This is a genomic window from Actinophytocola sp. (assembly GCF_009379765.1).
Taxonomy (GTDB): domain Bacteria; phylum Actinomycetota; class Actinomycetes; order Mycobacteriales; family Pseudonocardiaceae; genus Actinophytocola.
The window spans coordinates 13094-37413 of the sequence record NZ_WHTD01000076.1 but is presented as its reverse complement, the minus strand read 5'-3'; the positions used below and the strand labels follow the sequence as shown (position 1 = coordinate 37413).

Sequence of the window (24320 nt, the reverse complement as noted above, 5' to 3'; positions counted from 1 at the left end):
TGCCTTCCCGTGAGGACCACTACAGACCTAGACAATCCGTAGTTTCCCTTACAGGACAGGCACTTTCGCGCATTTCAGAGCGCGATCTACGTCACCCCGCATGAAAGACCCGGGCTAGCTGTTCTCCCGTGGCCCGGCCGAAGGCTCCCAAGACCCCGAGGGCAACGAGTTCTGCCCTCGGGTGACGACGTCAGGAGGTGATGTCCTTCGTCCGGAACCGGCGCCACGCCAGCAGGCCGAAGAACGCACCGTAGGTCACCGCCGAGAACGCTCCCGCGGCCATGTTCGACCAGTCGATGTCGGTGGAGATGAGGTCCGACCAGGCGAACGCGTAGTGCGTGGGCAGGTAGTTCCGCAGGCCCTCCAGCGCGGTGATCTGGTCGAGGATCTGCGACAGGATCGCCACCAGCACCGTGCCGCCGACCGCGCCCAGCGGCGCATCCGTCGACACGGTGAGGAACAGCGCCAACCCGGCCACCCACAGGAGATGGACGGCGAGGTAGCAGATGGTCAGTACCAGCGCGATCATCGACTGGTCGAACGCGATCGCGTCGCCGGTCGGGCTGATCGCCTCGCCCGTGCCGTAGAAGACGATCCCGACCACCAGCGCGACCCCGGGCAGCAGCGTGATCGCGAACAGCGACAACAGCCCGGAGGTCACCGCCTTCTGCCGCATCAGCCGGTGCCGGGGGATGGGCATCGCCAGCAGGTACTTCAGGCTCGACCAGGACGCCTCGCTCGCGATGGTGTCGCCGAAGAACAGCGCCACGATCATCGGCAGCAGGAAGCTGCTCGTGGCGAACAGCGCGAACACCACGAAGTTGGGCGCGCTCGCCGTGGCCAGGTCGACGAAGCCGCCGGACTGCCGCCCACCGTCCTCGCCGAAGGTGAACGCCGCCCACAGGATGAACGGCAGTAGCACGAGGAACCCGAGCAGCAGTTGCACCCGCCGCCTGCGCAGCTGGCGGACCAGCTCGACCCGCAGCCGCAGTGTCCGCCGCGCCCGGTAGCCGACGACCGACCCGTCCGGCTGCACCTCGACCGTCTCGTGCTCGGTCGCCTCGGCCAGCTGGTCCAACGCCGCCGGATCGGTGTGCACATCGTGATCGTTCGTGTTCACGCCGATGTCAGTGGTGTCCCGTGGACTCATCGCGCCGACTCCTCTCCGACCAGCTGCAGGAACGCGTCCTCGAGTCGCCGCCGTGGCCCGGCCTGCTGTACCGCGACCCCGGCCCGCACCAGCGTGGCCAACGCCTCCGCGCGCGGCAGACCGTCCAGGTCCGCGTGCACCAACGGCCCTTCGACCACCACATCCTCCACGCCGTCCACCTTGCGGAGCACGTCCGCGGCCTCGTCGGGCTGGTCGACCCGGAAGGTGGCCTCGCCCGCGCCGCCCACGATCTCCTCGACCGGGCCGGCCGCGACCAGGCGGCCGTGGTGCATCACGACCACGTGGTCGCAGGTCTGCTCGACCTCGGCGAGCAGGTGCGACGACACCAGCACGGTCCGACCCGCCGCCGCGTACCGGCGCAGCACCTCGCGCATCTGGTGGATCTGCGGCGGGTCGAGCCCGTTGGTCGGCTCGTCGAGCACCAGCAGGTCCGGCAGGCCGAGCATCGCCTGCGCGATCGCCAGGCGCTGGCGCATGCCCTGGCTGTAGGTGCGCACCCGGCGGTGCACCGCGTCGCCGAGGCCGGCGATCTCCAGCGCCTCGGTGACGTGCGCCTTGTCCTCCGGTCGCCCGGTGGCCGCCCAGTACAGGTCCAGGTTGGCCCGGCCGGACAGGTGCGGCAGGAACCCGGCACCCTCGACGAACGAGCCGATCCGGGACAGCACCGGCGCACCCGAGTGGATGCGGTGCCCGAACACCCGGATGTTGCCGCCGGTGGGCCGGATCAGCCCCATCAGCATCCGCAGCGACGTCGTCTTGCCCGCGCCGTTCGGGCCCAGCAGACCCAGTACCTGCCCGCGTTCCACCCGGAACGGCAGGTCGTCGACCGCCGTGACCCCGCCCGGGTAGGACTTCGACAGGTTCTCGATGACCAGCGGCACGCCGTCCAGGGCGGCGTCGTGGTCGGTGGACCGGCGCCGGCGGACCGCGCCGAGGAGTCCGGCCAGCACCACGATGCCCAGCACGATCGCGATGCCGATCAGCGGGCCGCTCGGCGGGCCGGTGTCCGACCGCGTACCCGACACGACCGGCGCGTCGACCGTGGTGCCCTCCGCGATCGCCACCCGGTAGGCGGCCGCCTGCGCCGGCATCGCGTAGGCCTGGTCGGTGGTGCTGACCACCAGCTCGACCCGCCGGTCGGTCTCGATGGGCCGCACGATGCCGGGAAGCGTGACGGTGAGCTCGACCTGGCTCCCGTCGGCCGGCAGCGCCGGGACGCGCAGCGGCGACACCGCCGAGCCCGGCAGGATCCGCGTGCCGTCCGGGCCGACGTCGTAGAGCTTGGCGAACAGCACCGCGCCGCCGTCCGGCACGGGCACCCCGGGCACCGCCGAGATCCGCAGCCGGACCGTGCTGGCCCCGGCGATCAGCAGCTGCGAGGTGAGCGGCCGGCTGGAGAACCGCGCGGACTGGCCGGGCAGGTCGATGGACACCCGGCCGGCGAGCCGCGACGAGCTGCCGATGATCGCGCCGAGCCCGGGCAAGCTGCTGACCGCCGCGGGGTTGCCGCCCGGCGGGTTGACGATCGTCTGCTCCGGCCCGTAGACCCGCACCCGGCGGCGGTCGGTCTCGGTGCCGTCGAGCCCGGGGTAGGTGCTGGTGGACACCGTGCGCACGGACGGCGCGCCCTGCACCCGCAACGCGCCCTGCACGGCGTACTCGAGCCCGGTGCCCGGGTCGGTGCCGCGGTCGCGCAGGTGGAAGTCGAACCAGTCGGCGATCTCGCCGCGCAGCTCCGGCCCGGGCCGGCCGCCGTCGTGGCCGCCGGTGTACCAGACGACCTTGACCTTGCCGCCCGCCGCGCTGATCTGCCGCGCGTTGGCGTCGGCCTGGTCGAGCCCGAACAGCGTGTCCTGCTCGCCCTGCACCAGCAGCGTCGGCTGGGTGATGTTGCCGGTCACCGTCACCGGCGACACCGAGCGCAGCAGGTCGACCGTCTGCTTGCTGGCCCGGCCGGTGGTGGCGACCTCGGCGTAGGCGGCGCAGAAGTCCTGGCGGAACCGGCCGCACGGGTTGCCGGTGTTCAGCTGCGGCATCCCGCCGCCGCCGGTCGGCGCGCCACCCTCGGGCGGCGCCTCGGTGGGCGCGCCGCCCGGGTTGGCGGGCGCGTCGGCGTCGCCCGGGTTGCCCGCCTCGACGGCGTCGGTGGACGGGTCGGCCAGGCCCGCGCCGCCCATGCCGGAGGCGAAGAAGATACCCGCCCAGGACCGCTTGAACACGCCGTCGGCGGCGAACGCGTTGGCCGCCGGGGTGGCCGGGGTCCGGCCCGTCGTGGCCGAGTTGGGCAGCAGCGCCTGGCTCAGGTCGTTGTAGGTGATGGTGGGCGCGAGCGCGTCGACCCGCTTGTCCGTGCCTGCGAGCAGCAACGACAGCGAGCCGCCGTAGGAGCCGCCGGTGACCCCGACCCGGGGGTCGTCCGGCCCGTCGGTGACCACCTCGGGCTGCTCGGCGAGCCAGCTGACCAGCCGGCTCGCGTCGGCGACCTCGGCGTCGACGGAGTTGAGCGCGATCTGGCCGGTGCTGGCGCCGAACCCGCGCGCGGAGTAGGCGAGCACCACGAAGCCGCGCTGCGCGAGCTCCCGCGCGTCGCTGTCGACACTCTCCTTGCTGCCGCCGAACCCGTGGGCGACGATGACGGCCGGCGCGGGCGTCTGCTCCGGCAGGTACAGCGTCGAGTCGAGCTGCACCCCCTCGCCGGCACCGGCGAGCGTCTGCTCCCGGGTGCGGACCTGAGCTGGCTCGTCACCGCTGTTGAGCCACACGACACCGGTCGTGGCGACAACCACGACGGCCAGCGCGAGCACGGTCCAACGCACGCGGGAGCGGGAGATTCGGGGCACGCCAGAACGGTATTCGACGTTTCCTGAGAGTCACTGAGAGGGCGTCCGGTCAGCCCGTTACGTCCCTTCCGTCCCAAATGTGATCTAAATCAAGCTCACACCCGCTGGGCTGGTGCGTTCCGATTCCGCACGCGACAATGGAGAACAGTTGGAGGGGAGTATTCCTTCGCGCCGATGTCGTCAACACGGACCCTCGGGTCCCGGCGCCGGCGGCCAGCAGCGGGCTGGCGGGAGAGACCTCCGGTCGTAGAACCGTCTTGACCGGAGGTCCCTGCATGAACGTTCCCGCGTGGATTTGGCTCGCCACCATCGGTGGCTTGATCGTGCTGCTCGCCATCGACCTGTTCATCGTCGATCGCAAGCCGCACGAGGTGACCGTCGGTGAAGCCGCCCGCTGGGTGGTGTTCTACGTCTCGGTCGCGGTGCTGTTCGGCATCGGCATATGGATGCTCTCGGGCGGCACCCATGCCGGGGAGTACTTCGCCGGCTACATCACCGAGTACTCGCTCTCGGTGGACAACCTGTTCATCTTCCTGGTGATCATGTCGGCGTTCTCCGTGCCGACCATCTACCAGCACGAGGTGCTGCTCATCGGCATCGTGCTCGCCCTGATCCTGCGCGGCATCTTCATCGCGGTCGGCGCCGCGGCGATCTCCCAGTTCAGCTGGGTGTTCTACGTGTTCGGCGCGTTCCTCGTCTACACCGCGATCAAGCTGTCCCGGTCCAACCTGGGCGGCGAGGACGAGGACTACGAGGAGAACCGGGTCACGAAGTGGGCGCGGAAGCTCTTCCCGGTCACCGACGACTACCACGGCAACAAGGTCTTCACCAGGGTCAACGGGAAGCGGCTCGCGACTCCGCTGTTCATCGTGATGATCGCGATCGGCTCGGCGGACCTGATGTTCGCGGTCGACTCGATCCCGGCGATCTTCGGCCTGACGAAGGAACCGTTCCTGGTCTTCGCGGCCAACGCGTTCGCGCTGATGGGCCTGCGGCAGCTGTACTTCCTGCTGGGCGGCCTGCTCAAGCGGCTGGTCTACCTGTCGATCGGGCTTGCGGTCATCCTGGGCTTCATCGGCGTCAAGATGGTGCTCGAGGCGTTGCACACCAACACACTGCCGTTCATCAACGGCGGCGAGCCCCTGAACGTGCCGACGGTGAACATCGCGCTGTCCCTGTCCGTGATCGTCAGCGTGCTGGTCATCACGGCGGTGGCGAGCTTGCTCAAGACCCGTCGCGACGACCGTCGTTCGGTGGCGAACGGTGCCCCGGTCGGCGGCGGCTCCGACACCGGTGCGGCCGCGCCCGGTGTCGTGGTCGAGCCGGCGGACCAGCTCAAGCAGTAGCTGGTCACGCCACCTCGACCAGGTCGAAGCGCGAGTTCAGCTCGGTCCAGGTGGCGTGGTGCCAGCCGTCCGCGGAGTGGTAGCGACCGTCGTCGCCGGGTTGCCAGGTGCGCATCCGGGTGTCGCGCACGGTCGGCTGGTCCATGGGGCCGGGTGTGGCCCCGACCAGCCACACCCGCGGGCGGTCCGGTCTTTCGGTGGTCGTCTCGTACTCGGTGCTGTTCATGGTGGCCCTCTCCTCGATGTGATGCCGCTCACCAACCCTTTCGTCACTGACGTTAGAAAGGCTTGGGTGGTTGGGACATCGGGGAGACCCCCGAATCGGCTGTGGGGATTCCCCTACCAGGAGCACGGGTCGGCATCCGGGACGGTTCTGCCTCTACTCGGGCTTGCCACCGATCGTGACCCAGGTGAGACCGAGCGCCGCGAGCCAGCGTGCGCCACCCGCCACGCCGATGACGTGCAGCCCGTGGGCGAAGCGGGTGTGCTCGCCCGGGCTGCCGGCGATGGCGCCGTACAGCGCGACGGCCACCGCCGGATGCCTGCCGGCAGGTGTTGTTGACCCCGCTCGCGAGCCCGGCGCGGCCGGCCGGTGACCGGGGCCATCAGTGCCAGCGGGAGGAACAGCGGCAGCAGCATCAGTCCGGCCGCGAACGGGGCATGGCCCCGCACGGTCTGCAGGTACAGGGTCGAGACGAAGATCGTGCCGCCGGCCAGCACGACCGCGTAGCCGTCGACGACCCACTGCTGGCCGGCAAGGCTCGTGCCGAGGTCGTCGGCGATCCGCGGCAGCGCCACGTTGACGGCCGTGACGTCCAGCTGCACCAGGAACATCCCGACACACATGACCACCAGCACCGAGCGGTGCCTGGCGACTCGGGCGGATGTGGTCGCCACCATGACGGCCCCATCCTCTCGCCGGTCCGGCCGAGGCGCACACCGGTTACAGCAGGGTGTAGTTCAGGGCGTCGCAGATCCGGCCCAGCGGCAGGTCGAGGCCGGGGTGGTCGAGCGGGAGCAGCACGTCCGGGGTGGCGGGCAGCGCGTTGCCCGCCGGCGGGTCCCAAAGGCAGACGGCCGGGTCACCGGAGTCCATCGACGAGCGGTACCAGAGCCCGTCGAGGTCGGGGAAGGCCGCGCGGACGGCCCGCGCCCAGGCCTGCGTGACGTCCTTGGGGCCGCTGCTGATCTCTTGCGACGCGCCGGCGCGGGTGGGCCACAGGCCGCACAGGTCGAGCAGCCGCAGCGTGCGCCGCGGCTGGAAGACCACCAGGTGCGGGCGTCGTGTAGTCCTGTCCACAATGGACGTCTGCTGGAAGACCTCGGCCACGCTCGTGCGCACGGACAGCCCGAAGTAGAGCACGCCGTGGTCCGGGGTGCTGACGGTGCCGCCGCCCGGCCCTGGCTGGTGCGGGTCGAACCGGGCGTGCGCGAGCGGCCCGGTGTGCCGGAAGGTGTTCCAGCGCAGCTGGTGCGCGCCCCCGGCGGCGAACACCCGAACCAGCCGGGTGCCCGAATGCACCGCGACGATGTCCTCGTGCGGGCGCAGCAGGGTTTTCAGCGCAGCAGGGGCCGGCGGCTGGGGGAGCCGTGACATCAGTCCGCCTCCCCGGAACTAAAAGTGTTGGTTGCGTTTCGGGGGATGGTGCGGACTTCTGGTGGTTGGTGGTTGGGTTGCGTCACGGTCCCCTGAGGTTGCGTTGGTCGGCGCGAGGCATTGTGCCAAGCCAACGTTCGGTGAGCGGTTCCACCCGCTGCGCGACCGGGCGAGCCGTCAGACCGGGGTGCCCAGGGTCGCGACCAGCGTGGCCACCGGGGTCGGGTCGCCGCCCGCCAGCAGCCAGTCCCGTGGGCTCGCCGGGTCGCCCGCGAGGGCGAGTTCCTCCTGGCGCGTGGTCATGAAGCCCGCCACCACCAGCGGCGGCTGGTCCTCCGGGACCGACTCGAGCACCGACTCGAGGCCGGGTAACACGCCGTCGTTGGTGAACTGCCACACCGGCAGGCGCCACTCGCCGCGGTCCTTCCAGCCGATGAGCTTGCCGGCGCTCAACCGGTGGCGGATCCGGCTCGTGTCCACGTTGATCCGCTCGGCCGCGCCGGCCACGGTGAGCGCGGTGTCGCGCAGGACGGCCTGCAGGGCGACCGCCCGCGCGCGCGGGTCGCGTTCACCGTCGCGCCGCGGAGCCAGGTCGAGCCCCACGTCCGACAGCGCGGCGCGTTGGGAGTCGGTGAAGTACTCGGCAGGGGCCGGATCGGCGGGGTTGAGCCGATCCGCGGCTTCCTCGACCAGCTTGAGGAACTCGTCCGAGTCGACGCGCAGACCGGCCCGAGCGAGCGCACTACGCAACGGGGCAGGCATGCACCCAGATTAGCACGGACGTGCGCATTCGTGCGCGGAGTGACGCTTGACACTGCGGATCGCCACCCCTTAGCGTCTGAGTAATCGATTTCGCAGCTGCCCTTCCCGGCGACGAGGAGCAGGCGCACGGCTACACCGTCCGCAACCAGAGCTGGGAGGGGTCGCGGGTCTACCGCTACCCGGTCGACCCGGCGGAGCTGACCGCGTCCGACGCGGTGCTGGCCGGCGCGCGGCTGCGCGTCACGTTCGACGGTCAGGCCACTGTGGACGCCCCGGTCGGCGAGTTCTTCGGCTCGGGTCTCGGCGAGTACGACACCCGCACGCTGTTCACGTCGATCGACGCGACGGCGGACGGGTGGTACACCGCCTGGTGGGCCATGCCCTACGCGGAGAGCGCGACCGTGGAGCTGGTCAACGGCAGCGGCGTGCCGATCACCGGGGCCGTCGTCGAGGTCACCTCGGCACCCGACCGGGACGTCGCGGCCGGCCTGGCCTCCGGCTCACTCGGTCACTTCCATGCCACCCACCACAGTGGACCGACGACACCGGACGAGTCGTGGAGCTTCCTGACCGCGCAGGGAACCGGCGTCTTCTACGGGGTGACGCACGCGATGCGCGGCAACATCCCGGCCGGCAACCGCCGCAACTACCTCGAGGGCGACGAGCGGGTCTATGTGGACGGTGCGCGGAGCCCGACCGTCCACGGCACCGGCAGCGAGGACTTCTACGAGTCCGGCTGGTACTTCCGGGACGGCACGACCTACACGATGCCGCTGGCCGGCAACCCGGCGTACGAGTTGGACGGTGACGGCTGCCGCTACGACTGCACCGGCGCGTACCGGCTGATGGTCGGCGACGCGGTCTCGTTCGGTTCGGCGCTGCGGTTCGACATCGAGCACGGCCCGGCGGACAACGAGCCGGCCGACTACAGCTCGACGGCGTACTGGTACGGCCGGTCCGCGGCGTCGCTGGCCGAGACCGACACGGTGGACCTCGCCGACGACGCGAGCCGCGCCGGGCACGGCTACCGCGCAGAAGGCGAGACGCGGGGCACGCTGGGGTCGACGTTCGAGGGCGTCGGCGACACGGCGCCGGTGTCCCGCGGCGCCACGTCGGCGACGGGCCCGGTGTCGTTCACTCTCGCCGTCGACCGGTCGAACGCGGGCGTGCGCCTGCTGCGGCTGGGCGACCAGAACGAGGCGTACCAGCGCGCGACGGTGTACGTGAACGACAAGCGGGTGGGGGAGTGGCTGCAGCCGCTGGGCAACCAGCACTCCCGGTGGCAGGAGGACAGCTTCGAGCTGCCCCGCTCGGCCACCGGCGGCCGGTCCTCGATCGACGTCCGGATCGAGCCGGCTTCCGGTTCGCCCGCATGGTCGGCGGCCACCTACCGGGCGCTGTCGCGCGGCTGATCGACTGGGGCGGGCGCCACCGGGCCGTCGAGGTCCGGGCGGCGTCGCGCCCCAGCGGGGTCAGCGCCCGCCGTTCGGTGGCCCGTAGCCCGGCATCGGCTGCTGTTGCTGGGTTTGCCCTTGGGTCTGCGGCTGGTAGGTGGACTGCTGGAGCGCCGGCTGCTGGTGCACGGGCTGGGCCGGCACAGCAGGCTGGGGTGCCGGGTCGGCCTGCGGCCGGATGCGCAGCATCACCGCGACGCCGATGAGGCCGACGCCGAGCAGGCTGACCGTCACCGGGAAGTTGGTCCCCTTGTCGACGATCGTGCCGAACCGGATGTTGGTCTCGCACACCCCGTCGGCGTCACAGGTCCAGTTCTGGGAGTCGAGCTGGACATCCTGGGTGCCCCAGAAGTTGTCACCGTCGCCGCTGATGAAGGACAGGAACATCCCGACACACAGGACGATGAGACCGATCACGGCAAGCAGACCGGAAAGGACACGGCCGAAGGTCCAGGGAGCGTTCGCAGACATTTGACGCACGGTACTCACGTGATCATCGGGGGATTCGCGGGTCCCGAGCGTTGGATTCGCGGGTCCTGGGCGTTGGACTCGCGGGTCCGGAACGTTGGACTCGCGGGTTCTGGGGGTTGGACTCGCGGGGTTTCCGGTCAGGTGCGGTGGGAGCTGCCTCGGTCGATGAGGCGGGCGCCCAGGGTGGTGGTGGTCGGGGCGCGGTCGTTGTCGGCGATGCGGGCCAGCAGGAGCTGGGCGGCCACAGAGCCGATCTCGTAGGCCGGCTGGGCCACCACGGTCAGCGGCGGGTCCACCAGGGCCGCCCACGGGACGTCGTCGAAGGCGACCACGCCGACGTCGAGGCCGGGGCGCAGCGAGTGGGCGCGCAGCGCCGACAGCACGCCGATCGCCATCGCGCTGTTCGCCACCAGCAGGGCGTCCGGCGGTTCGGCCTGGTCCAGCAGCTCCCGGCAGGCCCGGGTGGCGCCCGCCTCCTTGAACTCGGTCCGCCGCACCAACCGGGGCGAGCCGCGGTGCTTCGCCGCGCGGAGGGCGTCCCGGTAGCCGGCCAGCCGGTCGTCGGCCGTGCGGACCCCCGCCGGACCGGTGATGCAGCCGATCCGCTCGTAGCCCTGCGCGAGCAGGTGCTCGGTGGCTTGCCGGGCCGCTTGCCGGGTGTCGACGAGCACCGTGTCGCTCGTCCGCTCCGGCAGCGGGCGGTCGACGGCGACCAGCGGCGTGCAGCGGTTGATCAGCAGGTCGACGTTGGTGTTGGTCGACGTGGGGGAGATGATCACGCCGGCGACCCGCTCCTGGATCGCGACATCGACGTAGCGTCGCTCCTTGTCGGCGTTCTCGTCCGCGTTGCACAGCACCACCGAGTAACCGACCGCGTGCGCCACGTCCTCGACCCCGCGCGCGATCGCGGTGAAGAACGGGTTCTCCACGTCGCTGATGATCAGCGCCAGGACCGCGGCCTCCTGCCGGCGCAGGTTCCGCGCCGGCCCGTTGGGCTGGTACCCGAGCTCCTCGGCGGCCGCCAGCACCCGAGCCACCAGCTCGGGATCCACTGTGGACTTGCCGTTCAACGCCCTGGACACCGTCGCCGTGGAGACGCCGGCCCGGGAGGCAACGTCGCTGATGGTCGCCACTTACCGCCTCGCTCTCCCATCCCTGCCGCAGACACTACCGACCTATTGACATGCCTCGCGCACAGAGAATAGTTTCTGAGAAAACGATTACTCACAGTCCCGGCGATGTCGCTCAGGAGGACCGGTGGCCCGTATCGGCGTGATCAACATTTCGGACGGGCGCGACTACGTCCACGACGGCATCGCCGACTTCATCGTGGCCATCGAGGACAAGCTCGTCGCGAAGCTGGAGGCGGCCGGCCACGAGGTGGTCCGCGCACGTCAGCCGGTCTCCTCGAACACCCTGGCCACGTCGCTGGCCCGCGAGGTGGCGGCCGCGAACGTCGACCTGACCGTCCTGCACTACTGCGTGTGGGCGTTCCCGCACTTCACGATGCTCGCGGCCGGCCAGCTGACCAGCCCGCTGCTCCTGCTCGCCAACATCGACCCGGTCCAGCCCGGCATGGTCGGCATGCTCGCCGCGGGTGGCGCACTCGACCAGGTCGGCCGCGCGCACACCCGGTTGTGGGGCGACCCCGAGGACGCGACCCTGATCGAGCGGATCGGCGTCCGCGCGTCCGCCGCGAGCGCGGTGGCGGCGCTGCGCGGCCAGACGTTCGGCCGGATCGGCGGCCGGCCGATGGGCATGAACACCGCGGTCGCCAACACCGACCAGTGGCAGCGCGTGTTCGGTGTGGACGTCGAGGAGATCGACCAGTGGGAGATCGTCCGGCGCGCCGAGGCGGCCGACGCCGCCGAGAAGACCAGGGCCCGGCAGTGGCTCGAACAGCTCGCCACCGTCCACTACGACGGCGACAAGCTCACCGAGGAGCTCCTGGAGCGCCAGATCGGCTCCTACCTCGCGATGCGTGAGCTCATCGACGAGTGGCACCTGGACTTCACCGGCATCAAGGGCCAGCCCGAGCTCACCCAGTACTTCGCGACCATGGACATCGCCGAGGCCTTCCTCAACGACCCGTACGACTGGAACGGGCCCAAGGAGCCGCACGTCTGCGCCACCGAGGCGGACATGGACGGCGCGCTGACCATGCAGATCCTCAAGCACCTGGCGAGGACCCCGGTGCTGTTCGCCGACGTCCGGCACTACCACGGCGACCGCGACATCTGGGACCTCTGCAACTCCGGCCAGCACGCCACCTGGTTCGCCGCGCGCAGCGACGACCCGGCCGAGAACCTCGCGAAGACCCACCTCTACCCGGAGGTGTTCTTCTTCCCGGCCGGCGGCGCGTCGGTGCACCACGTGGCCGCGCCCGGCGAGATGACCCTCGCCCGGCTGACCCGCAACGACGGCCGCTACCGGCTGCAGCTGATGCTCGGCGAGTTCGAGAACTACGACGAGGCGACCACCGAGGCGCTGACGAAGATGTCCACACCGGAGTGGCCGCACGCGTTCGCCCGGCTGGACGCGCCGGCCGAGGTGTTCCTGTCCCGGTTCGGCGCCAACCACATCCACGCGGTGCCCGGCGACAAGCGGGCCGAGCTGCGCGCGGTGTGCGAGCTGCTCGACATCACGCTCGACGAGTTCACCCGGGGCTGAGAGCCCGTGGAGCTCTATCTCGGCATCGACATCGGAACATCCAGCTCGAAGGGCGTGCTCGTCACCGGCCGGGGGAGGGTGTTGGCCAGGGCGAGCCGCGACCACGGGACGTCCACCCCGCACCCCGGCTGGGTCGAGCACGACGCCGAGGGCGTGTGGTGGGCGGACTTCCTGGCCCTCGTCAGGGAACTACTGGCGCGGGAGCTGGTCGGGGCGGCGGGCAGCACCGACACCGGCCGGTTGGCGGGACTCGCGGTCAGCGGGATCGGCCCGTGCCTGCTGCCCGCCGACGGCGCCGGGAACCCGTTGCGGCCGGCGATCCTGTACGGCGTCGACACCAGGGCAGGCGCCGAGATCGCCGAGCTGACGGGCGAGCTGGGCGCCGAGGAGATCCTGCGGCGCGGCGGCACCCCGCTCTCCACCCAGGCGGTCGGCCCGAAGCTCCGCTGGCTGGCCCGGCACGAGCCGGACGTGTACGCGCGGACCGAGATGCTGCTGATGGCCGGCTCGTACCTCGTCCACCGGCTCACCGGCGAGTACGTGCTCGACCACCACTCGGCGAGCCAGTGCGACCCGATGTACGACCAGAACGCGCTCGACTGGGCGCGGGACTGGGCCGCCGTCGTGGCGCCGGGAGTCGAGCTGCCCGCGCTGGCGTGGCCCACCGAGGTGGTCGGCACGGTGACTGCCGGGGCCGCGCGGGAAACCGGGCTGCCGCAAGGACTTCCGGTCACCGCGGGCACCGTCGACGCGTGGGCCGAGGCCACGAGCGTCGGTGTCCGCGAGCCAGGCGACGTGATGGTCATGTACGGCACCACGATGTTCCTCGTCCAGGTCATCGAGGCGCCGACGCCGCATCCGGGGCTGTGGACCACGAGCGGCGTGTTCCCCGGCACCCGCTCGCTCGCCGCCGGGATGGCCACCTCCGGCGCGGTCACCGACTGGCTGCGCCGGCTCGTCGGGGCCGAGTTCGCGACGCTCGTCGAGGAGGCCGCCGCCGTGCCGGCCGGGAGCCGCGGGCTGCTGCTCGTGCCGTACTTCGCCGGCGAGCGCACGCCGATCTTCGACCCGGACGCGCGCGGCATGATCGCCGGGCTGACGCTGGCGCACGGCCGGGCCGAGCTGTACCGGGCGGCGCTCGAGGGCATCGCGTACGGCGTGCGGCACAACGTCGAGGTGATGCGCGAGGCAGGCGGCAGGGCGCGCCGGCTGGTCGCGGTCGGTGGCGGCACCCGGGGCGGGCTGTGGACCCAGATCGTGAGCGACGTGACGGGCGAGGAGCAGCAGGTGCCGACCGAGACGATCGGCGCGTGCCTCGGCGACGCCCTGCTCGCCGCGACGGCCACGGGCGTCGACGTCGACCCGGACGCGTGGAACCCGGCCGGGCACACGGTCGTGCCGGTCGCCGACCGCACGGCCCGCTACGACGAGTACTACCGCCGCTACCGGGACCTGTACCCGGCGACGGTGGACGTGGCACACTTCCTCGCCGCCGAGCAGCACGCTGCCGACGAGCGCTGAGCCCGGCCGCTTATGCGCGGCTTAGCCCAGATGTAGCCGGCCGGAGCACTCTTCTCCCTGGTCGATTTCCACGACAACGCGTCAGGACACGAGATCTGCCCTGAACGCAGAGGAATTGGGGAGAAGTGCGTAACAAGATCGCCTTCATCGCGCCGCTCGCCGCGGCGGCGCTGCCGCTCACCGCGCTCGCGACCACCGCGTCGGCCGACCCGGCCCCGCGAGCCAGCGCGAGGACGTGAGTGTGCGGTCCGCATTGGACGGTGTGTGCCAGTCCGGCGAGTTCTGCCTGTACTACAACAGCGGTCACCAGGGCTCGCTCGCCGACTTCGTCCTCGGGGTCAGGGACTTCTCCACCGTGCGGTTCGTGGGCCCGGGGGCGGGCAAGGGCCAGGTCAAGAACAACGCCGCGTCGGCGTGCAACAAGGACGACGACCTGACCGCGCGGGTCCACCTCAACTCCAACTGGCAGGGCGCCTACGACACGATCCCGCCGAACACCTGCCGCAACCTGGTGAACACCTACAACGAGAACGCCTCGTTCGTCTGGATCGCCGGCGCCGGGCAGCTCGGTGAGCACCGCGCGGCTGGTGATGATCGCCGCGCAGGTCCCGGTGGACGGCTGCAGCCAGCGCACCTGGTCGGCGTTGGCGGCGTCGTCGAGGACCAGCAGCATCCGGCGGTCGGTCAGGAGCGACCGGTAGAGCGCCGCCCGGGCGTGCAGGCCGTCGGGCACGGCCGCGCCGGTGACGCCGAGCGCGTGCAGCACCTCGGCCAGCAGCACCGCGGGGTCGCGTGGTTCGACGGAGGTGCCGGCGAGGTCGAGGTAGACCTGGCCGTCGGGAAAGTCCGGGGCGGCCCGCCGCGCCGCGTGCAGCGCGAGCGTCGACTTGCCGACGCCCGGGCCGCCGGAGATCACCGACACCGGCGGCGGCGCGTCCGGCCGCCGGTCGGCCAGCAGCGTGGTGAGCGCGTCGAGGGCGTCCTCGCGGCCGGTGAAGTCGGGCACGTCGGCGGGCAGCTGGCACGACGACCGCGGGCGGCTCGGCGCCGCGCCGTGGGGTGCGGGCCAGGTCGGGGTCGTCGGTGAGCAGCCGCTGGTGGCGCACCCCGGCACTCGGCTCGACGCCGAGCTCGTCGACGAGGATGGTGCGCAGGCGTCGGAAGGCCCGCAGCGCCTCGGCCTTCCGGCCGCTGCGGTAGAGCGCGAGCATGAGCCGGTGCCAGGCCTGCTCACGCAGCGGGTGCTCGTCGACCAGGTGCGCCAGCTCGCCGACGAGCTGGGCGTGCCGGCCGCGGTCGAGGTCGGTGTCGACCCGGGCGTCGAGCGCGGCGAGGCGTTGCTCGTCGAGCCGCCCGGCCTCGGTGGCGATCGCGGCGGAGGCGGGCACGTCGGCGATCGCCGGGCCGCGCCACAGCGCGAGCGCCTCCCCGAGCAGCTCGGCGGCCTCGTCGGGGCGCTGGGCGCGGTGGCCCTGGTCCGCTTTGGCGCGGAACAGGGCCACATCGGTGTCCTCGGTCTCCAGGCGATACCCGGGGGCGACGGTGGTGAGCACCCGGCCGTCGGCGTCGCCGATGAGCGTGCGCAGCCGCAGGACGTATCCGTGCACCTGGGTGGCGGCGGTCTTGGGCGGCGCCTCGCCCCACAGCTCGTGCACGATCCGGTCGATGGGGACCACCTGGTGCGGCCGGATCAGCAGGGTGGCCAGCAACAACCGGACCTTCGCCGCCCAGACGCCCACCCAGCGGTCGCCGTCGAACACCTCCACCGGCCCGAGCAGCCGGAACTTCATCGTGTGGAGACCTCCCCCGATCGAGGCCCAAGCTGCCTTCCACCGTACTACCGTCGTTGCTGTGACTAGGGAAGCAGAGGGGTTCGGCGCTCGGGAGCTCACCGAGAAGATCAACAAGTTTCTGCACGAAGGCAACGTGCGTCGCATCGTGGTGCGTACCGACAAGGGCCGCAAGGTGCTGGACCTCCCGCTGACGATCGGCATCGTGGCGGTGGTGGTCTGGCCGATGATCGCCGCGGCCTCGGCGGCGGTCGCGCTGGCGGGTGGCTGGAAGCTGGAGGTCGAGCACACCGAGCCGGAGGAGGTCGACCAACCGTCCGAAGAGGACTAGGCCATGTCTCGCGGATCTTGGATCGTGGTATTCGCGCCCAGCTGCCCCCTGGCCGCGTTGTCGGAATGCCCGAATACAACCCGGTGTGAGCGACCTTCCGCCGCCTTGCCAGGAGACATCTGGATCACGAATCCCATCGACCAAGATCCACGAGACACGACCTAACGGACCCGGACCGGGTTGGCCAGGTCGGTGTTGTCCACGACCGCCGTCGCCCGGGACCGGGGGTCGCACTCGGTGAGGTACAGGCGCTGGCCCTCGACGTAGCGGCGGTTGAACTTCGCCTCCGGGTCGGGGTCGCCGTAGCCGCGGGCCGCGCCGCGCGGGATCGAGGTCTCGAACGGCACCTCCAGCCACACCGAGTAGTCCCAGTGGCGGGCCAGCTCGTCGCGGTGGGTGAAGATGCCGTCCAGGACCAGGATCGAGCCCGGCGCGGCCCGTTCCGGGGACTGGTGCACCGGCTTCTCGTTGTGCACGTCGTACACCGCGCGGACGAACCGGCGGGTGCCGCCCGGCCCGAGCGGGGCGAGCAGCAGCCCGATCAGCCGCGGATAGTCGTAGGAGTCCCGGTAGTAGCCCTCCGGTGAGCCGCGGCCGCGCCGGTGCCGCAGCTCGCGTGGCTGGTGGAAGCCGTCAACGGAGGCCCGGATCACCGCGGCGCCCCGGCCGGTCAGCTCGGCGGCGAGCTCGTCGGCGAAGTGGGTCTTGCCGGCCCCGTCCACCCCGTCGACCGCCACCCGTCGCGCGGAACGGGCGAGTATCTCCCCGGCCACCGCGGAGATCAGCTTCTGTCGCACCGGCGAAGTCAAGCAGTTCTCGTGCAACGCGTCGAGGGTGGGCCTCCGTCCTTGCGGCATGAACCGGGACTTACCGAGATGGCCACGACTCGCCCTCGCCGCGGCGACGGTGGTTGGACTGGGTGTCGGCGTGGCCGGCACCGCCGTGATCGTCGGGCTGGCCGACGGGGAGCGGACGGAGGGGTTCGACTCGGGCCCCGTCACGCTCGTCGCCTATGACACCTGCGAGTCGGCGCTCTCCGAGCTGAAGTCGGCCGCGACGGACCACATCGGCCCGTACGGGATCGGCGGCGACTACGCGGTGGCCATTGAGGACGGCGCGGTCGCGGCGGACGCGGAGGCCGCGCCCGTGGAGGCCCCGGGCGGGCAGGCGCCGGCCAAGGGCGCCGAGCGCCAGGCCGCGCCCGGCGCGGACGCAGGCGGTGACGGGCGGCAGTCCGCGCCGGGCGAAGGGGGAGCCGCCCAGCCGGACGCGAAGGAGCACTCCTCGACCAACATCCACGAGTCCGGTGTGGACGAACCGGACATTGTGAAGACCGACGGCAAGAAGGTCGTCAGCATCGTCGACGGCCGGCTGCGAGTCGTGGATGTGGCCTCCCGCAAGGAGACCGCGACGCTCTCGCTGCCGAGCGGCTACGCCACCCAGCTCCTGCTCGACGGTGACCGCGCGCTCGTGCTGACCGCCACGGGCGTCACGGCGCGGCCGATGCCCCGGGTCGGCGGCGGTAGTGGCGGTGTCGTGCCGGGCGAGGCCGTGCCGACCAAGGTCGCACCCGGCGAGCCGGTACCGGACACCTCGGTCTCGGACCCGCCGCCGGACGCGCCGCCGACCGACGCGCCGGCGCCGAGCGCGTCGGGAACGAACGGGACGGCACCGGACGAGCCGGCCGGCGGCGCGACGGCATCCGACGACCCGGCAGCGACCGCACCCGTGCCACCGAAGGACCCGCCGCCGGACGAGACCCCGCCGAGGGACCCGGCCTACGGCTCGCAGATCGTGCTCGTCGACCTCACCGGCGCGGGCAAGGTGGTCGGCACGCTCGACGTCGAGGGCGACTACATCGACGCCCGCCAGGTCGGCGCGGTGGCCCGGGTCGTCGTGCGCTCCGGCCCGCGGCTCGGCTTCGTCAACCCGGACCAGTCCCGTTCGCCGGACCAGGCGACCGAGGAGAACAAGAACATCGTCGCCCGTTCGTCCATTGAGGACTGGGTGCCGCGCTACCAGCTGCGCGGCGCGGGCCAGGAGTCGAGCGGCGAGCTCGTCGAGTGCTCGGCGATGAGCCACCCGCAGCGCTACACCGGCACCGCGATGCTCACCGTGCTCACCTTCGACCTGCGGCAGGCGCTCCGCCTCGGCGACCCGGTCGGCATCGTCGCCGACGGCAACACCGTCTACGGCACCGGCACCAACCTCTACATCGCCGACGACCACTTCGCGCACGGCGTGGACGGGTTCGGCCCGACCGACCGGCCGGTGCCCGGCGGCGGCCAGCGCACCGACGTGTACCAGTTCGACATCTCCGATCCCGGCAAGCCGGTGCACGTCGCGTCCGGCGGTGTCGAAGGCAGCCTGCTCAACCAGTACTCGCTGTCCGAGCACGAGAGCAACCTGCGCATCGCCACCACGGTCAGCACCGCGTCGGACAGCCACAGCATGGTCACCGTGCTCACCCGCGAGGGCGACCAGCTGACCCAGGTGGGCCAGGTCGACGGGCTCGGCAAGGGTGAGCGCATCTACGCGGTGCGCTTCCTCGGCGACACCGGCTACGTGGTGACCTTCCGGCAGACCGACCCGCTGTACACGGTGGACCTGTCCGACCCGGCGAAGCCGCGGATCACCGGTGAGCTGAAGGTCACCGGTTACTCCGCCTACCTGCACCCGGTCGGCGACGGGCGGTTGCTCGGCGTCGGGCAGGAGGCGACCGGGGAGGGCCGGGTCACCGGCACCCAGGTGTCGCTGTTCGACACGTCGGACCCGGGCGGTGCCAAGCGGATCGGCCAGTACCACTACGCGGGCGGCATGTCCGAGGTGGAGAACGACCCGCACGCCTTCCTTTACTGGCCGGACAAGCAGCTCGTGGTGATCCCGGTCGCCGGCGGGATGACCGACCCCTCCGGCGGGTACCCCTCGGCGGGTGCGCTGGTGCTGAAGGTGGACGGGGCCTCGGTCCGCGAGGTCGGCATGGTGAGCCACGTGGCCGAGCGGTACGGCGACATGCCGCTGGCCCCGCGCCGGGCGCTGGTGATCGGCGACGAGCTGTGGACGATCTCCGACGCCGGCATGCTGGTCACCGACATCGGCGGGGACGTCGTCGCGCTGACCCGACTGGCCTGGCTGCCGTTCACCTGACCGTTCCCCCAACCCGCCAACCCCGCGAGTCCAACCCACCAACCCCGCGAGTCCAACCCTCCGGACCCGCGAGTCCAACGTTCGGGACCCGAAGCCGCATCTTCGTGAGGCTCCGAATGTCGGACTCGGCGGCCCCGAGTGTTGGACTCGCGGGTTCTGGGTGTTGGACTCGCGGGTTCTGAGTGTTGGACTCGCGGGCCTGGCTCGGTGGTGGCCGCATGCCGATGTGGGTAGACATCAAGGTGTGACCCCGTCCGCCGGCGACACCGGCTTCCCGCCCGGCGCGGACCCGCGCCGCTGGCGGGCGCTGTGGGTGACGCTGGCCGGCGGGGTTCATGATCCTGCTCGACGTCAGCGTCGTGACCGTCGCCGTGCCCTCCATCCAGCAGGGGCTCGGCTCCTCGGCGAGCGGCGTGCAGTGGGTCGTCTCCGGCTACCCGCTCACGTTCGGGCTCGCGCTGGTGGCCGGCGGGGCGGCTCGGCGACGCGTTCGGGCGGCGCGGGATGTACCTGGTCGCGCTGTCCGGGTTCGTGCTCACCAGCGTGCTGGCCGGGCTCGCGCCCACCCTGCTCCTGCTGGTCCTCGCCCGGCTGCTGCAGGGCCTCGTCGCCGGCCTGGTCACCCCGCAGAACGGCGGGCTGATCCAGGATCTCTTCCGCGGTGCGGAGCGCGGCCGCGCGTTCGGCCTGCTCGGCGCCACCATCGGCGTCTCGACCGCGGCCGGACCGGTGGTCGGCGGGCTGATCCTCGACGCGTTCGGCGAGCCGGACGGCTGGCGGTGGGTGTTCCTGGTGAACCTTCCGTTCGGCGCGCTCACCCTCGTGCTCGCCATGCTGTTCGTGCCGAGGACGCCGCCGCGCGGCGTCAGATCCGACATCGACCTCGCGGGCATCGTGCTGCTCGGGCTCACCGTGCTGTGCGTGATGTTCCCGGTCGTCCAGTCCGATGCCGGTGGCCTGCAACGGTTCTGGTGGCTGTTCGTGGTCGCCGTGCCGCTCGGCTGGGCGTTCCTGCGCTGGGAGCGCCGCCGGGTCGCCACCGAGCGGGCGCCGCTGCTGGACGTGCGCCTGTTCACGGCGACCCCCGGCTACCCGTCGGGCGCGACCCTCGGGGCCGTCTACTTCTGCGGCTTCAGCGGGATCTGGCTCGTGTTCGCGGTGTTCTTCCAGACCGGGCTCGGGATGTCGCCGCTGGAGTCCGGGCTCGCGGTGACGCCGTTCGCGCTCGGCTCGGCGGTGTCCGCGTGGCTCGCCGGGCGGCTGGTCGACCGGTGGGGCCGGCGGCTGATGATCGCCGGGCTGGTGCTGGTGGCGCTCGGGCTCGCGGCGGCCGCGGTGGCGACGCCGCTGGTCGACCCCGAGCACATGGTTCCCGCCATCGCCCTGCCGCTGCTGGTCGCCGGCGTCGGCGGGGGAGCGGTGATCTCGCCGAACACGACGATCACGCTGTCGTGCGTGCCGACCGATATGGCCGGGGTGGCGAGCGGCCTGCTGCAGACCGGCCAGCGGGTCGGCACCGCGGTGGGTACCGCCGCGCTCGCCGCGATCTTCTACGCCACGGTCGGGGCGACCGGTCGCTATCCCGTCGGCCTGTCCGTTGCGCTGTTCGGCGCTGTCGCGTTGGTCCTTGTGGCCCTTGCGCTCGCGGTGGTGGATTTCCGTGGTAATGGTGGGAAGAACGAGTTGGAAAATTTCCCCGCGTACTCTATGACATCTAGTCAGTAACTATTACTCTCTCCTGCGGAGGCGTTCTGCCGGCCGCGGTGACAGTCCCTGCGCACCCTGCCGCCGTGGTCCGAGGGCCGCTTTCTATCGCTCAATTCCTAGTGACGGGTCGGCGTTTCCGTGCCGGCGGATCATTGTCGTCGGGGTGCGTTCCGCCGTCCGTGGGACGGAGAGATCGAATGCGAAAAATGTTGGTTCGAGCGCTCGTGGTCGCGGCGTCCGCCGCGACCGCCCTGCTGATCACGACCGCCGCCGCACAGGCGTCCGTGCAGCCCAAGGAGCACGACCCGGTGTTCGACAACACGACGGCCTCGGTCGGCGTGCTGGTCACCAAGCTCAGCCACGCCGACGCGACCTCGCGGTTGCGGTCGTCGAACATCACCTGGTCGTCCAGCGGCGGCTGCAGCGACCGCTACAACTCCACGTGCACGTCGTTCTCGCAGGTCAACCTGGCGACGATCCAAGGCATCCAGACGCTCAAGTCGGCCAGCGGCTGCGGCATCAACGTCACCGGCGGCACGGAGGTCGGGCACGCGAGCGGCACGTACAGCCACTGGAACGGCTACAAGCTCGACACGAGCCTGAACAGCTGCCTGAACGGCTACATCCAAGGCAACTTCGCCTACATCGGCGGCAGCAAGTGGCGGTCCGGGGCGGGCAACATCTATTACCTGGAAGGCAACCACTGGGACATCACGTACTACAACTGCGGCGGCTGCTGAGCTGACCCACGACGCGGCGCCCTCGGTCCGGCCGGGGGCGCCGCTCAGCGCGTCCAGCGGATCGGCAGGTGCTTGATGCCGTTCTGGAAGTTCGACCGCAGCCGCACCGGGTCGCCGGCCGGCTCGACCTCGCCGAGCACGTCGAGGAGCGCGGTGAACAGCGCCCGCATCTGGACCTTCGCCAGGTGCGCGCCGATGCAGTAGTGCGGGCCGTGGCCGAAGCTCAGGTGGTCGTTGGTCGCCCGGGCGACGTCGAACCGGTGCGGGTCGGCGAACGCGCGCTCGTCCCGGTTGGCGGAGGAGAACCAGACCACGACCTTGTCGCCCGCGCGGATCCGGATGCCGCCGAGCTCTGTGTCCACCGTGGCCGTTCGGCGGAACCGCATGACGGGTGACCACCAGCGGAGCATCTCGTCGACGGCCGTGGACAACAGGGTCCGGTCCGCGCGCAGCCTCCTGTACTGGTCCATATTGGACAGCAGGGCGAACATGCCGCCGGGCAGGGCGTTGCGCAGCGTCTCGTTGCCCGCCACGGAGAACAGCCAGAAGAGGTTCTCGAACTCCCCGACCGACACCCGCCCGCCGGCCTCGTCGTCACCGTCGCCCACCTCGCGCATCAGGTTCGACATGATGTCCTCGCCCGGGTTGCGACGCTTGTACTCGCCGAGCTCGTGCGCGTAGGCGTAGAGGTCGGGCATGCCGCCGCGGGTGCGTTGGTCGGGCAGCCGGCCGTCGGCGTCGGGTCGGGGTCGCAGCGCGAGCGCCCGCCTGGCCATCTCGGTCGAGCCGTCCTCCTGGGCGTGTGAGGAGAGCGCGTACTCGTGGTCCTGGTAGCCGATGACCCTGTTGCTCCAGTCGAACATCAGCCACCGGTCCACGCTGGGCACGCCGAAGAGCTCGGCGAGCGTGAGCAGCGGCAGGTCGGCGGCGATGTCGGTGGCGAAGTCGCACTCACCCCGGGCCGCGACGTCCTCGACGAGGCCGCGGGCCCACCCGTCGATCTTCTCCTCGAGCCGGGCGATCGCGCGCGGGGTGAACGCGCGGGTGAGGAGCTTGCGCAGCCGCGCGTGCTCCGGCGGGTCCTGGTTGAGCATCATCTGCCGGACGAATGCCAGCGTGGCCGCGTCGGGCGGGTCGGTGATCTGCGTGGCGCCGAGGTATGAGGAGTAGACGGTCGGGTTGCGCATCACCTCCTTGACCTCCGCGTGCCGCACGACGCCCCAGAAACCGGGCCCGGCGGGCCACGAGTCGATGGCCGGCTCGTCCATCCAGCCGACCGCCGAGTCCGACCGCAGGTCGGCGAACACCTCGTGCGGCACGCCGGTGAGGTAGGTGTCGGGATCGACGATCACACTGGTGTCAACGGACATGCCGCCATTCTGTACCGGGACCCTCCGGTACGGCACGATCATCGGTCGTGGCTACCGATGGTGTGTTCCTCGCCCGGCACGGATCCGGCGACCCCGCTCTGCTCCTCCTGCACGGCCTCGGCGCGACCGGCGAGGTGTGGGACGGGCTCGTCGAGTCGCTCGGCGGCCGGTGGGCGGGCGAGATCCTCGTGCCGGACCTGCCAGGACACGGCCGCTCGGCGCCGCTCGCGCGTTACTCCTTCGGCGCGCTGGCCGCGGCGCTCGCCGGGGTGCTCGAGCCGGGCCGGCCGGTGGCGGTGCTGGGGCACTCGCTGGGCGGCGTGCTCGGGCTGACGCTCGCGAGCGGCTGGTTCGGGATGCCGGTGCCGGCGGTGTGCGGTCTGGGGATCAAGGTCCGCTGGTCCGAGCCGGAGCTGGCCAAGGCGGCCGAGCTGGCGGCGCGCCCGGCCAAGGTGTTCGGCACCCGTGCGGAGGCCATGGACCGCGCACTGAAGGTGGCCGGCCTGCACGGTCGGCTGCCGTCGCTCGACGCGGGGGTGACCGAGTCCGCAGGCTGGCGGCTCACCCTCGACACCGCGGTGTTCGGGGTCGGCGCCCCGGACGTGCCGGGTCTGCTGGCGGCGTGCCGCGGCACGGCGATCCTGGCGGCGGGGTCGTCGGATCCGATGTCCCCTGGCGAGCACCTGCGTGAGCTCCAACCCGACTTCGCGTCGTTGGCCGGGCTGGGCCACAACGCCCACGTCGAGAACCCGAAGGCGTTGTGGCCCTTGGTCGACCGACTCACGCCCTGAGTCGCGACGACGGCTCGGGTGGGTTACCGAACGCCCAGGAGGTCGACGACGAACACCAGTGTCTCGCCCGGCTTGATGGCGCCACCGGCACCGTGGTCGCCGTAGCCGAGGTGCGGCGGGATGACGAGCTTGCGCCGGCCGCCGACCTTCATGCCGGCGACGCCCCGGTCCCAGCCGGCGATGACCCGGCCACCACCGAGCGGGAAGCTGAACGGCGCGCCCCGGTTCCACGAGGCGTCGAACTCCTCGCCGGAGGAGTGGGCCACACCGACGTAGTGCACGCTCACGTTCTGACCGGGCTGGGCCTCGTCGCCGTCGCCCACGGTGATGTCCTCGACGACCAGATCAGCCGGCGGCGGACCGCCGATGGGGTCGACTACGGGCTTTTCGAGGGCCATGCGGGTCTCCTTCTGGATTGCTTCGCGTTACCCGACTCATCCAACCAGCCGCCGTGGCCCCGAGCCGATCGGGCGATCCCGCCGCGCCGAGGATGGCGGCCCGGGAGCCCGGTCCACCCGGTTGCGAATGCGAACGCCGCTGCTCAGACCTGTCCGCGCCGGCCTGGGGGACCCCTGGTTTCACCCTATCGGCCAGCGCCGACGGTTCCGGGCG

19 protein-coding genes and 4 pseudogenes are annotated in these 24320 nt (G+C 71.5%); 10 read left to right on the top strand and 13 right to left on the bottom strand.

What is annotated here, in order from left to right:
* Nucleotides 1-190 precede the first annotated feature (190 nt).
* Both GEV28_RS22765 and GEV28_RS22760 read right to left on the bottom strand, forming a co-directional pair.
* A complete protein-coding gene (locus GEV28_RS22765) occupies nucleotides 191-1150 on the bottom strand; it encodes an ABC transporter permease (protein WP_291414148.1) in 960 nt (319 codons plus the stop codon).
* Entirely contained in the window at nucleotides 1147-4011 is a 2865-nt protein-coding gene (locus tag GEV28_RS22760) for an alpha/beta fold hydrolase (RefSeq protein ID WP_291414147.1), read from the bottom strand. The genes GEV28_RS22765 and GEV28_RS22760 overlap by 4 nt, the downstream gene beginning before the upstream one ends.
* A 275-nt stretch (nucleotides 4012-4286) precedes the next feature.
* Between GEV28_RS22760 and GEV28_RS22755 the strand changes: the two genes are divergently transcribed.
* Nucleotides 4287-5357 carry a TerC family protein gene (locus tag GEV28_RS22755; RefSeq protein ID WP_291414146.1) on the top strand — a complete coding sequence of 357 codons (1071 nt, stop codon included), beginning with the start codon at nucleotides 4287-4289 and terminating at the stop codon, nucleotides 5355-5357.
* A gap of 4 nt (nucleotides 5358-5361) precedes the next feature.
* Here GEV28_RS22755 and GEV28_RS22750 read toward each other — a convergent pair whose 3' ends face one another.
* The 4 genes from GEV28_RS22750 to GEV28_RS22735 all read right to left on the bottom strand — a co-directional run bounded on the left by GEV28_RS22750 (nucleotide 5362) and on the right by GEV28_RS22735 (nucleotide 7716).
* Nucleotides 5362-5583 (bottom strand): hypothetical protein, encoded by a 222-nt coding sequence (locus tag GEV28_RS22750; protein WP_291414145.1) that lies wholly within the window; start codon nucleotides 5581-5583, stop codon nucleotides 5362-5364.
* Nucleotides 5584-5696: 113 nt separating this feature from the next.
* Nucleotides 5697-6257, bottom strand: a complete 561-nt coding sequence (locus GEV28_RS22745) for a hypothetical protein (protein WP_291414144.1) — start codon at nucleotides 6255-6257, stop codon at nucleotides 5697-5699.
* A gap of 43 nt (nucleotides 6258-6300) precedes the next feature.
* Nucleotides 6301-6954, bottom strand: a complete 654-nt coding sequence (locus GEV28_RS22740) for an RES family NAD+ phosphorylase (protein ID WP_291414143.1) — start codon at nucleotides 6952-6954, stop codon at nucleotides 6301-6303.
* Between the two features lie 177 nt (nucleotides 6955-7131).
* A complete protein-coding gene (locus tag GEV28_RS22735; RefSeq protein ID WP_291414142.1) occupies nucleotides 7132-7716 on the bottom strand; it encodes a DNA-binding protein in 585 nt (194 codons plus the stop codon).
* Between the two features lie 215 nt (nucleotides 7717-7931).
* On the opposite strand from GEV28_RS22735, the gene GEV28_RS22730 reads away from it, so the two are divergent.
* Complete coding sequence (locus tag GEV28_RS22730) at nucleotides 7932-9128, top strand: DUF2961 domain-containing protein (RefSeq protein WP_291414141.1); 1197 nt, start codon at nucleotides 7932-7934, stop codon at nucleotides 9126-9128.
* Between the two features lie 60 nt (nucleotides 9129-9188).
* Here the strand turns inward: GEV28_RS22730 and GEV28_RS22725 are convergent, their stop codons facing one another.
* Both GEV28_RS22725 and GEV28_RS22720 read right to left on the bottom strand, forming a co-directional pair.
* Nucleotides 9189-9641, bottom strand: coding sequence for a hypothetical protein (locus GEV28_RS22725; RefSeq protein WP_291414140.1), 453 nt, complete (start codon nucleotides 9639-9641; stop codon nucleotides 9189-9191).
* Nucleotides 9642-9778: 137 nt separating this feature from the next.
* Nucleotides 9779-10774, bottom strand: coding sequence for a LacI family DNA-binding transcriptional regulator (locus tag GEV28_RS22720; protein ID WP_291414139.1), 996 nt, complete (start codon nucleotides 10772-10774; stop codon nucleotides 9779-9781).
* A gap of 124 nt (nucleotides 10775-10898) precedes the next feature.
* On the opposite strand from GEV28_RS22720, the gene GEV28_RS22715 reads away from it, so the two are divergent.
* The 3 genes and pseudogenes from GEV28_RS22715 to GEV28_RS42480 all read left to right on the top strand — a co-directional run.
* Entirely contained in the window at nucleotides 10899-12311 is a 1413-nt protein-coding gene (locus tag GEV28_RS22715; protein ID WP_291414138.1) for an L-fucose/L-arabinose isomerase family protein, read from the top strand.
* 6 nt (nucleotides 12312-12317) lie between these two features.
* Nucleotides 12318-13832, top strand: a complete 1515-nt coding sequence (locus tag GEV28_RS22710; RefSeq protein ID WP_291414137.1) for an FGGY-family carbohydrate kinase — start codon at nucleotides 12318-12320, stop codon at nucleotides 13830-13832.
* 235 nt (nucleotides 13833-14067) lie between these two features.
* Nucleotides 14068-14301, top strand: a pseudogene (locus GEV28_RS42480) (peptidase inhibitor family I36 protein); the annotation flags it as partial.
* Between the two features lie 225 nt (nucleotides 14302-14526).
* On the opposite strand, the pseudogene GEV28_RS42475 reads toward GEV28_RS42480, so the two are convergent.
* Together GEV28_RS42475 and GEV28_RS42470 are read right to left on the bottom strand one after the other, a co-directional pair.
* A pseudogene (locus GEV28_RS42475) lies at nucleotides 14527-14838 on the bottom strand (AAA family ATPase); the annotation flags it as partial.
* A 154-nt stretch (nucleotides 14839-14992) separates the two neighbouring features.
* Nucleotides 14993-15622: pseudogene (locus tag GEV28_RS42470) on the bottom strand (BTAD domain-containing putative transcriptional regulator); the annotation flags it as partial.
* Nucleotides 15623-15683: 61 nt separating this feature from the next.
* Between GEV28_RS42470 and GEV28_RS22695 the strand changes: the two are divergent.
* Nucleotides 15684-15953 (top strand): DUF4342 domain-containing protein, encoded by a 270-nt coding sequence (locus tag GEV28_RS22695; RefSeq protein ID WP_291414134.1) that lies wholly within the window; start codon nucleotides 15684-15686, stop codon nucleotides 15951-15953.
* Nucleotides 15954-16114: 161 nt separating this feature from the next.
* On the opposite strand, the gene GEV28_RS22690 is transcribed toward GEV28_RS22695, so the two are convergent.
* Nucleotides 16115-16750, bottom strand: a complete 636-nt coding sequence (locus GEV28_RS22690) for a uridine kinase (protein WP_291414133.1) — start codon at nucleotides 16748-16750, stop codon at nucleotides 16115-16117.
* A 58-nt stretch (nucleotides 16751-16808) separates the two neighbouring features.
* Between GEV28_RS22690 and GEV28_RS22685 the strand changes: the two genes are divergently transcribed.
* The 3 genes and pseudogenes from GEV28_RS22685 to GEV28_RS22675 all read left to right on the top strand — a co-directional run bounded on the left by GEV28_RS22685 (nucleotide 16809) and on the right by GEV28_RS22675 (nucleotide 21547).
* A complete protein-coding gene (locus GEV28_RS22685) occupies nucleotides 16809-19100 on the top strand; it encodes a beta-propeller domain-containing protein (protein WP_291414132.1) in 2292 nt (763 codons plus the stop codon).
* Nucleotides 19101-19344: 244 nt separating this feature from the next.
* A pseudogene (locus tag GEV28_RS22680) lies at nucleotides 19345-20825 on the top strand (MFS transporter).
* A 188-nt stretch (nucleotides 20826-21013) separates the two neighbouring features.
* Entirely contained in the window at nucleotides 21014-21547 is a 534-nt protein-coding gene (locus GEV28_RS22675; RefSeq protein WP_291414131.1) for a hypothetical protein, read from the top strand.
* Between the two features lie 44 nt (nucleotides 21548-21591).
* On the opposite strand, the gene GEV28_RS22670 is transcribed toward GEV28_RS22675, so the two are convergent.
* The gene (locus tag GEV28_RS22670) at nucleotides 21592-22917 is read right to left on the bottom strand and encodes a cytochrome P450 (protein WP_291414130.1); all 1326 of its coding nucleotides are present in this window, start codon (nucleotides 22915-22917) and stop codon (nucleotides 21592-21594) included.
* A gap of 47 nt (nucleotides 22918-22964) precedes the next feature.
* Here GEV28_RS22670 and GEV28_RS22665 point away from each other — a divergent pair, with 47 nt between their 5' ends.
* Nucleotides 22965-23708, top strand: a complete 744-nt coding sequence (locus GEV28_RS22665; RefSeq protein WP_291414129.1) for an alpha/beta fold hydrolase — start codon at nucleotides 22965-22967, stop codon at nucleotides 23706-23708.
* Between the two features lie 23 nt (nucleotides 23709-23731).
* On the opposite strand, the gene GEV28_RS22660 is transcribed toward GEV28_RS22665, so the two are convergent.
* Nucleotides 23732-24106, bottom strand: a complete 375-nt coding sequence (locus GEV28_RS22660; RefSeq protein WP_291414128.1) for an FKBP-type peptidyl-prolyl cis-trans isomerase — start codon at nucleotides 24104-24106, stop codon at nucleotides 23732-23734.
* Nucleotides 24107-24320: the final 214 nt, after the last annotated feature.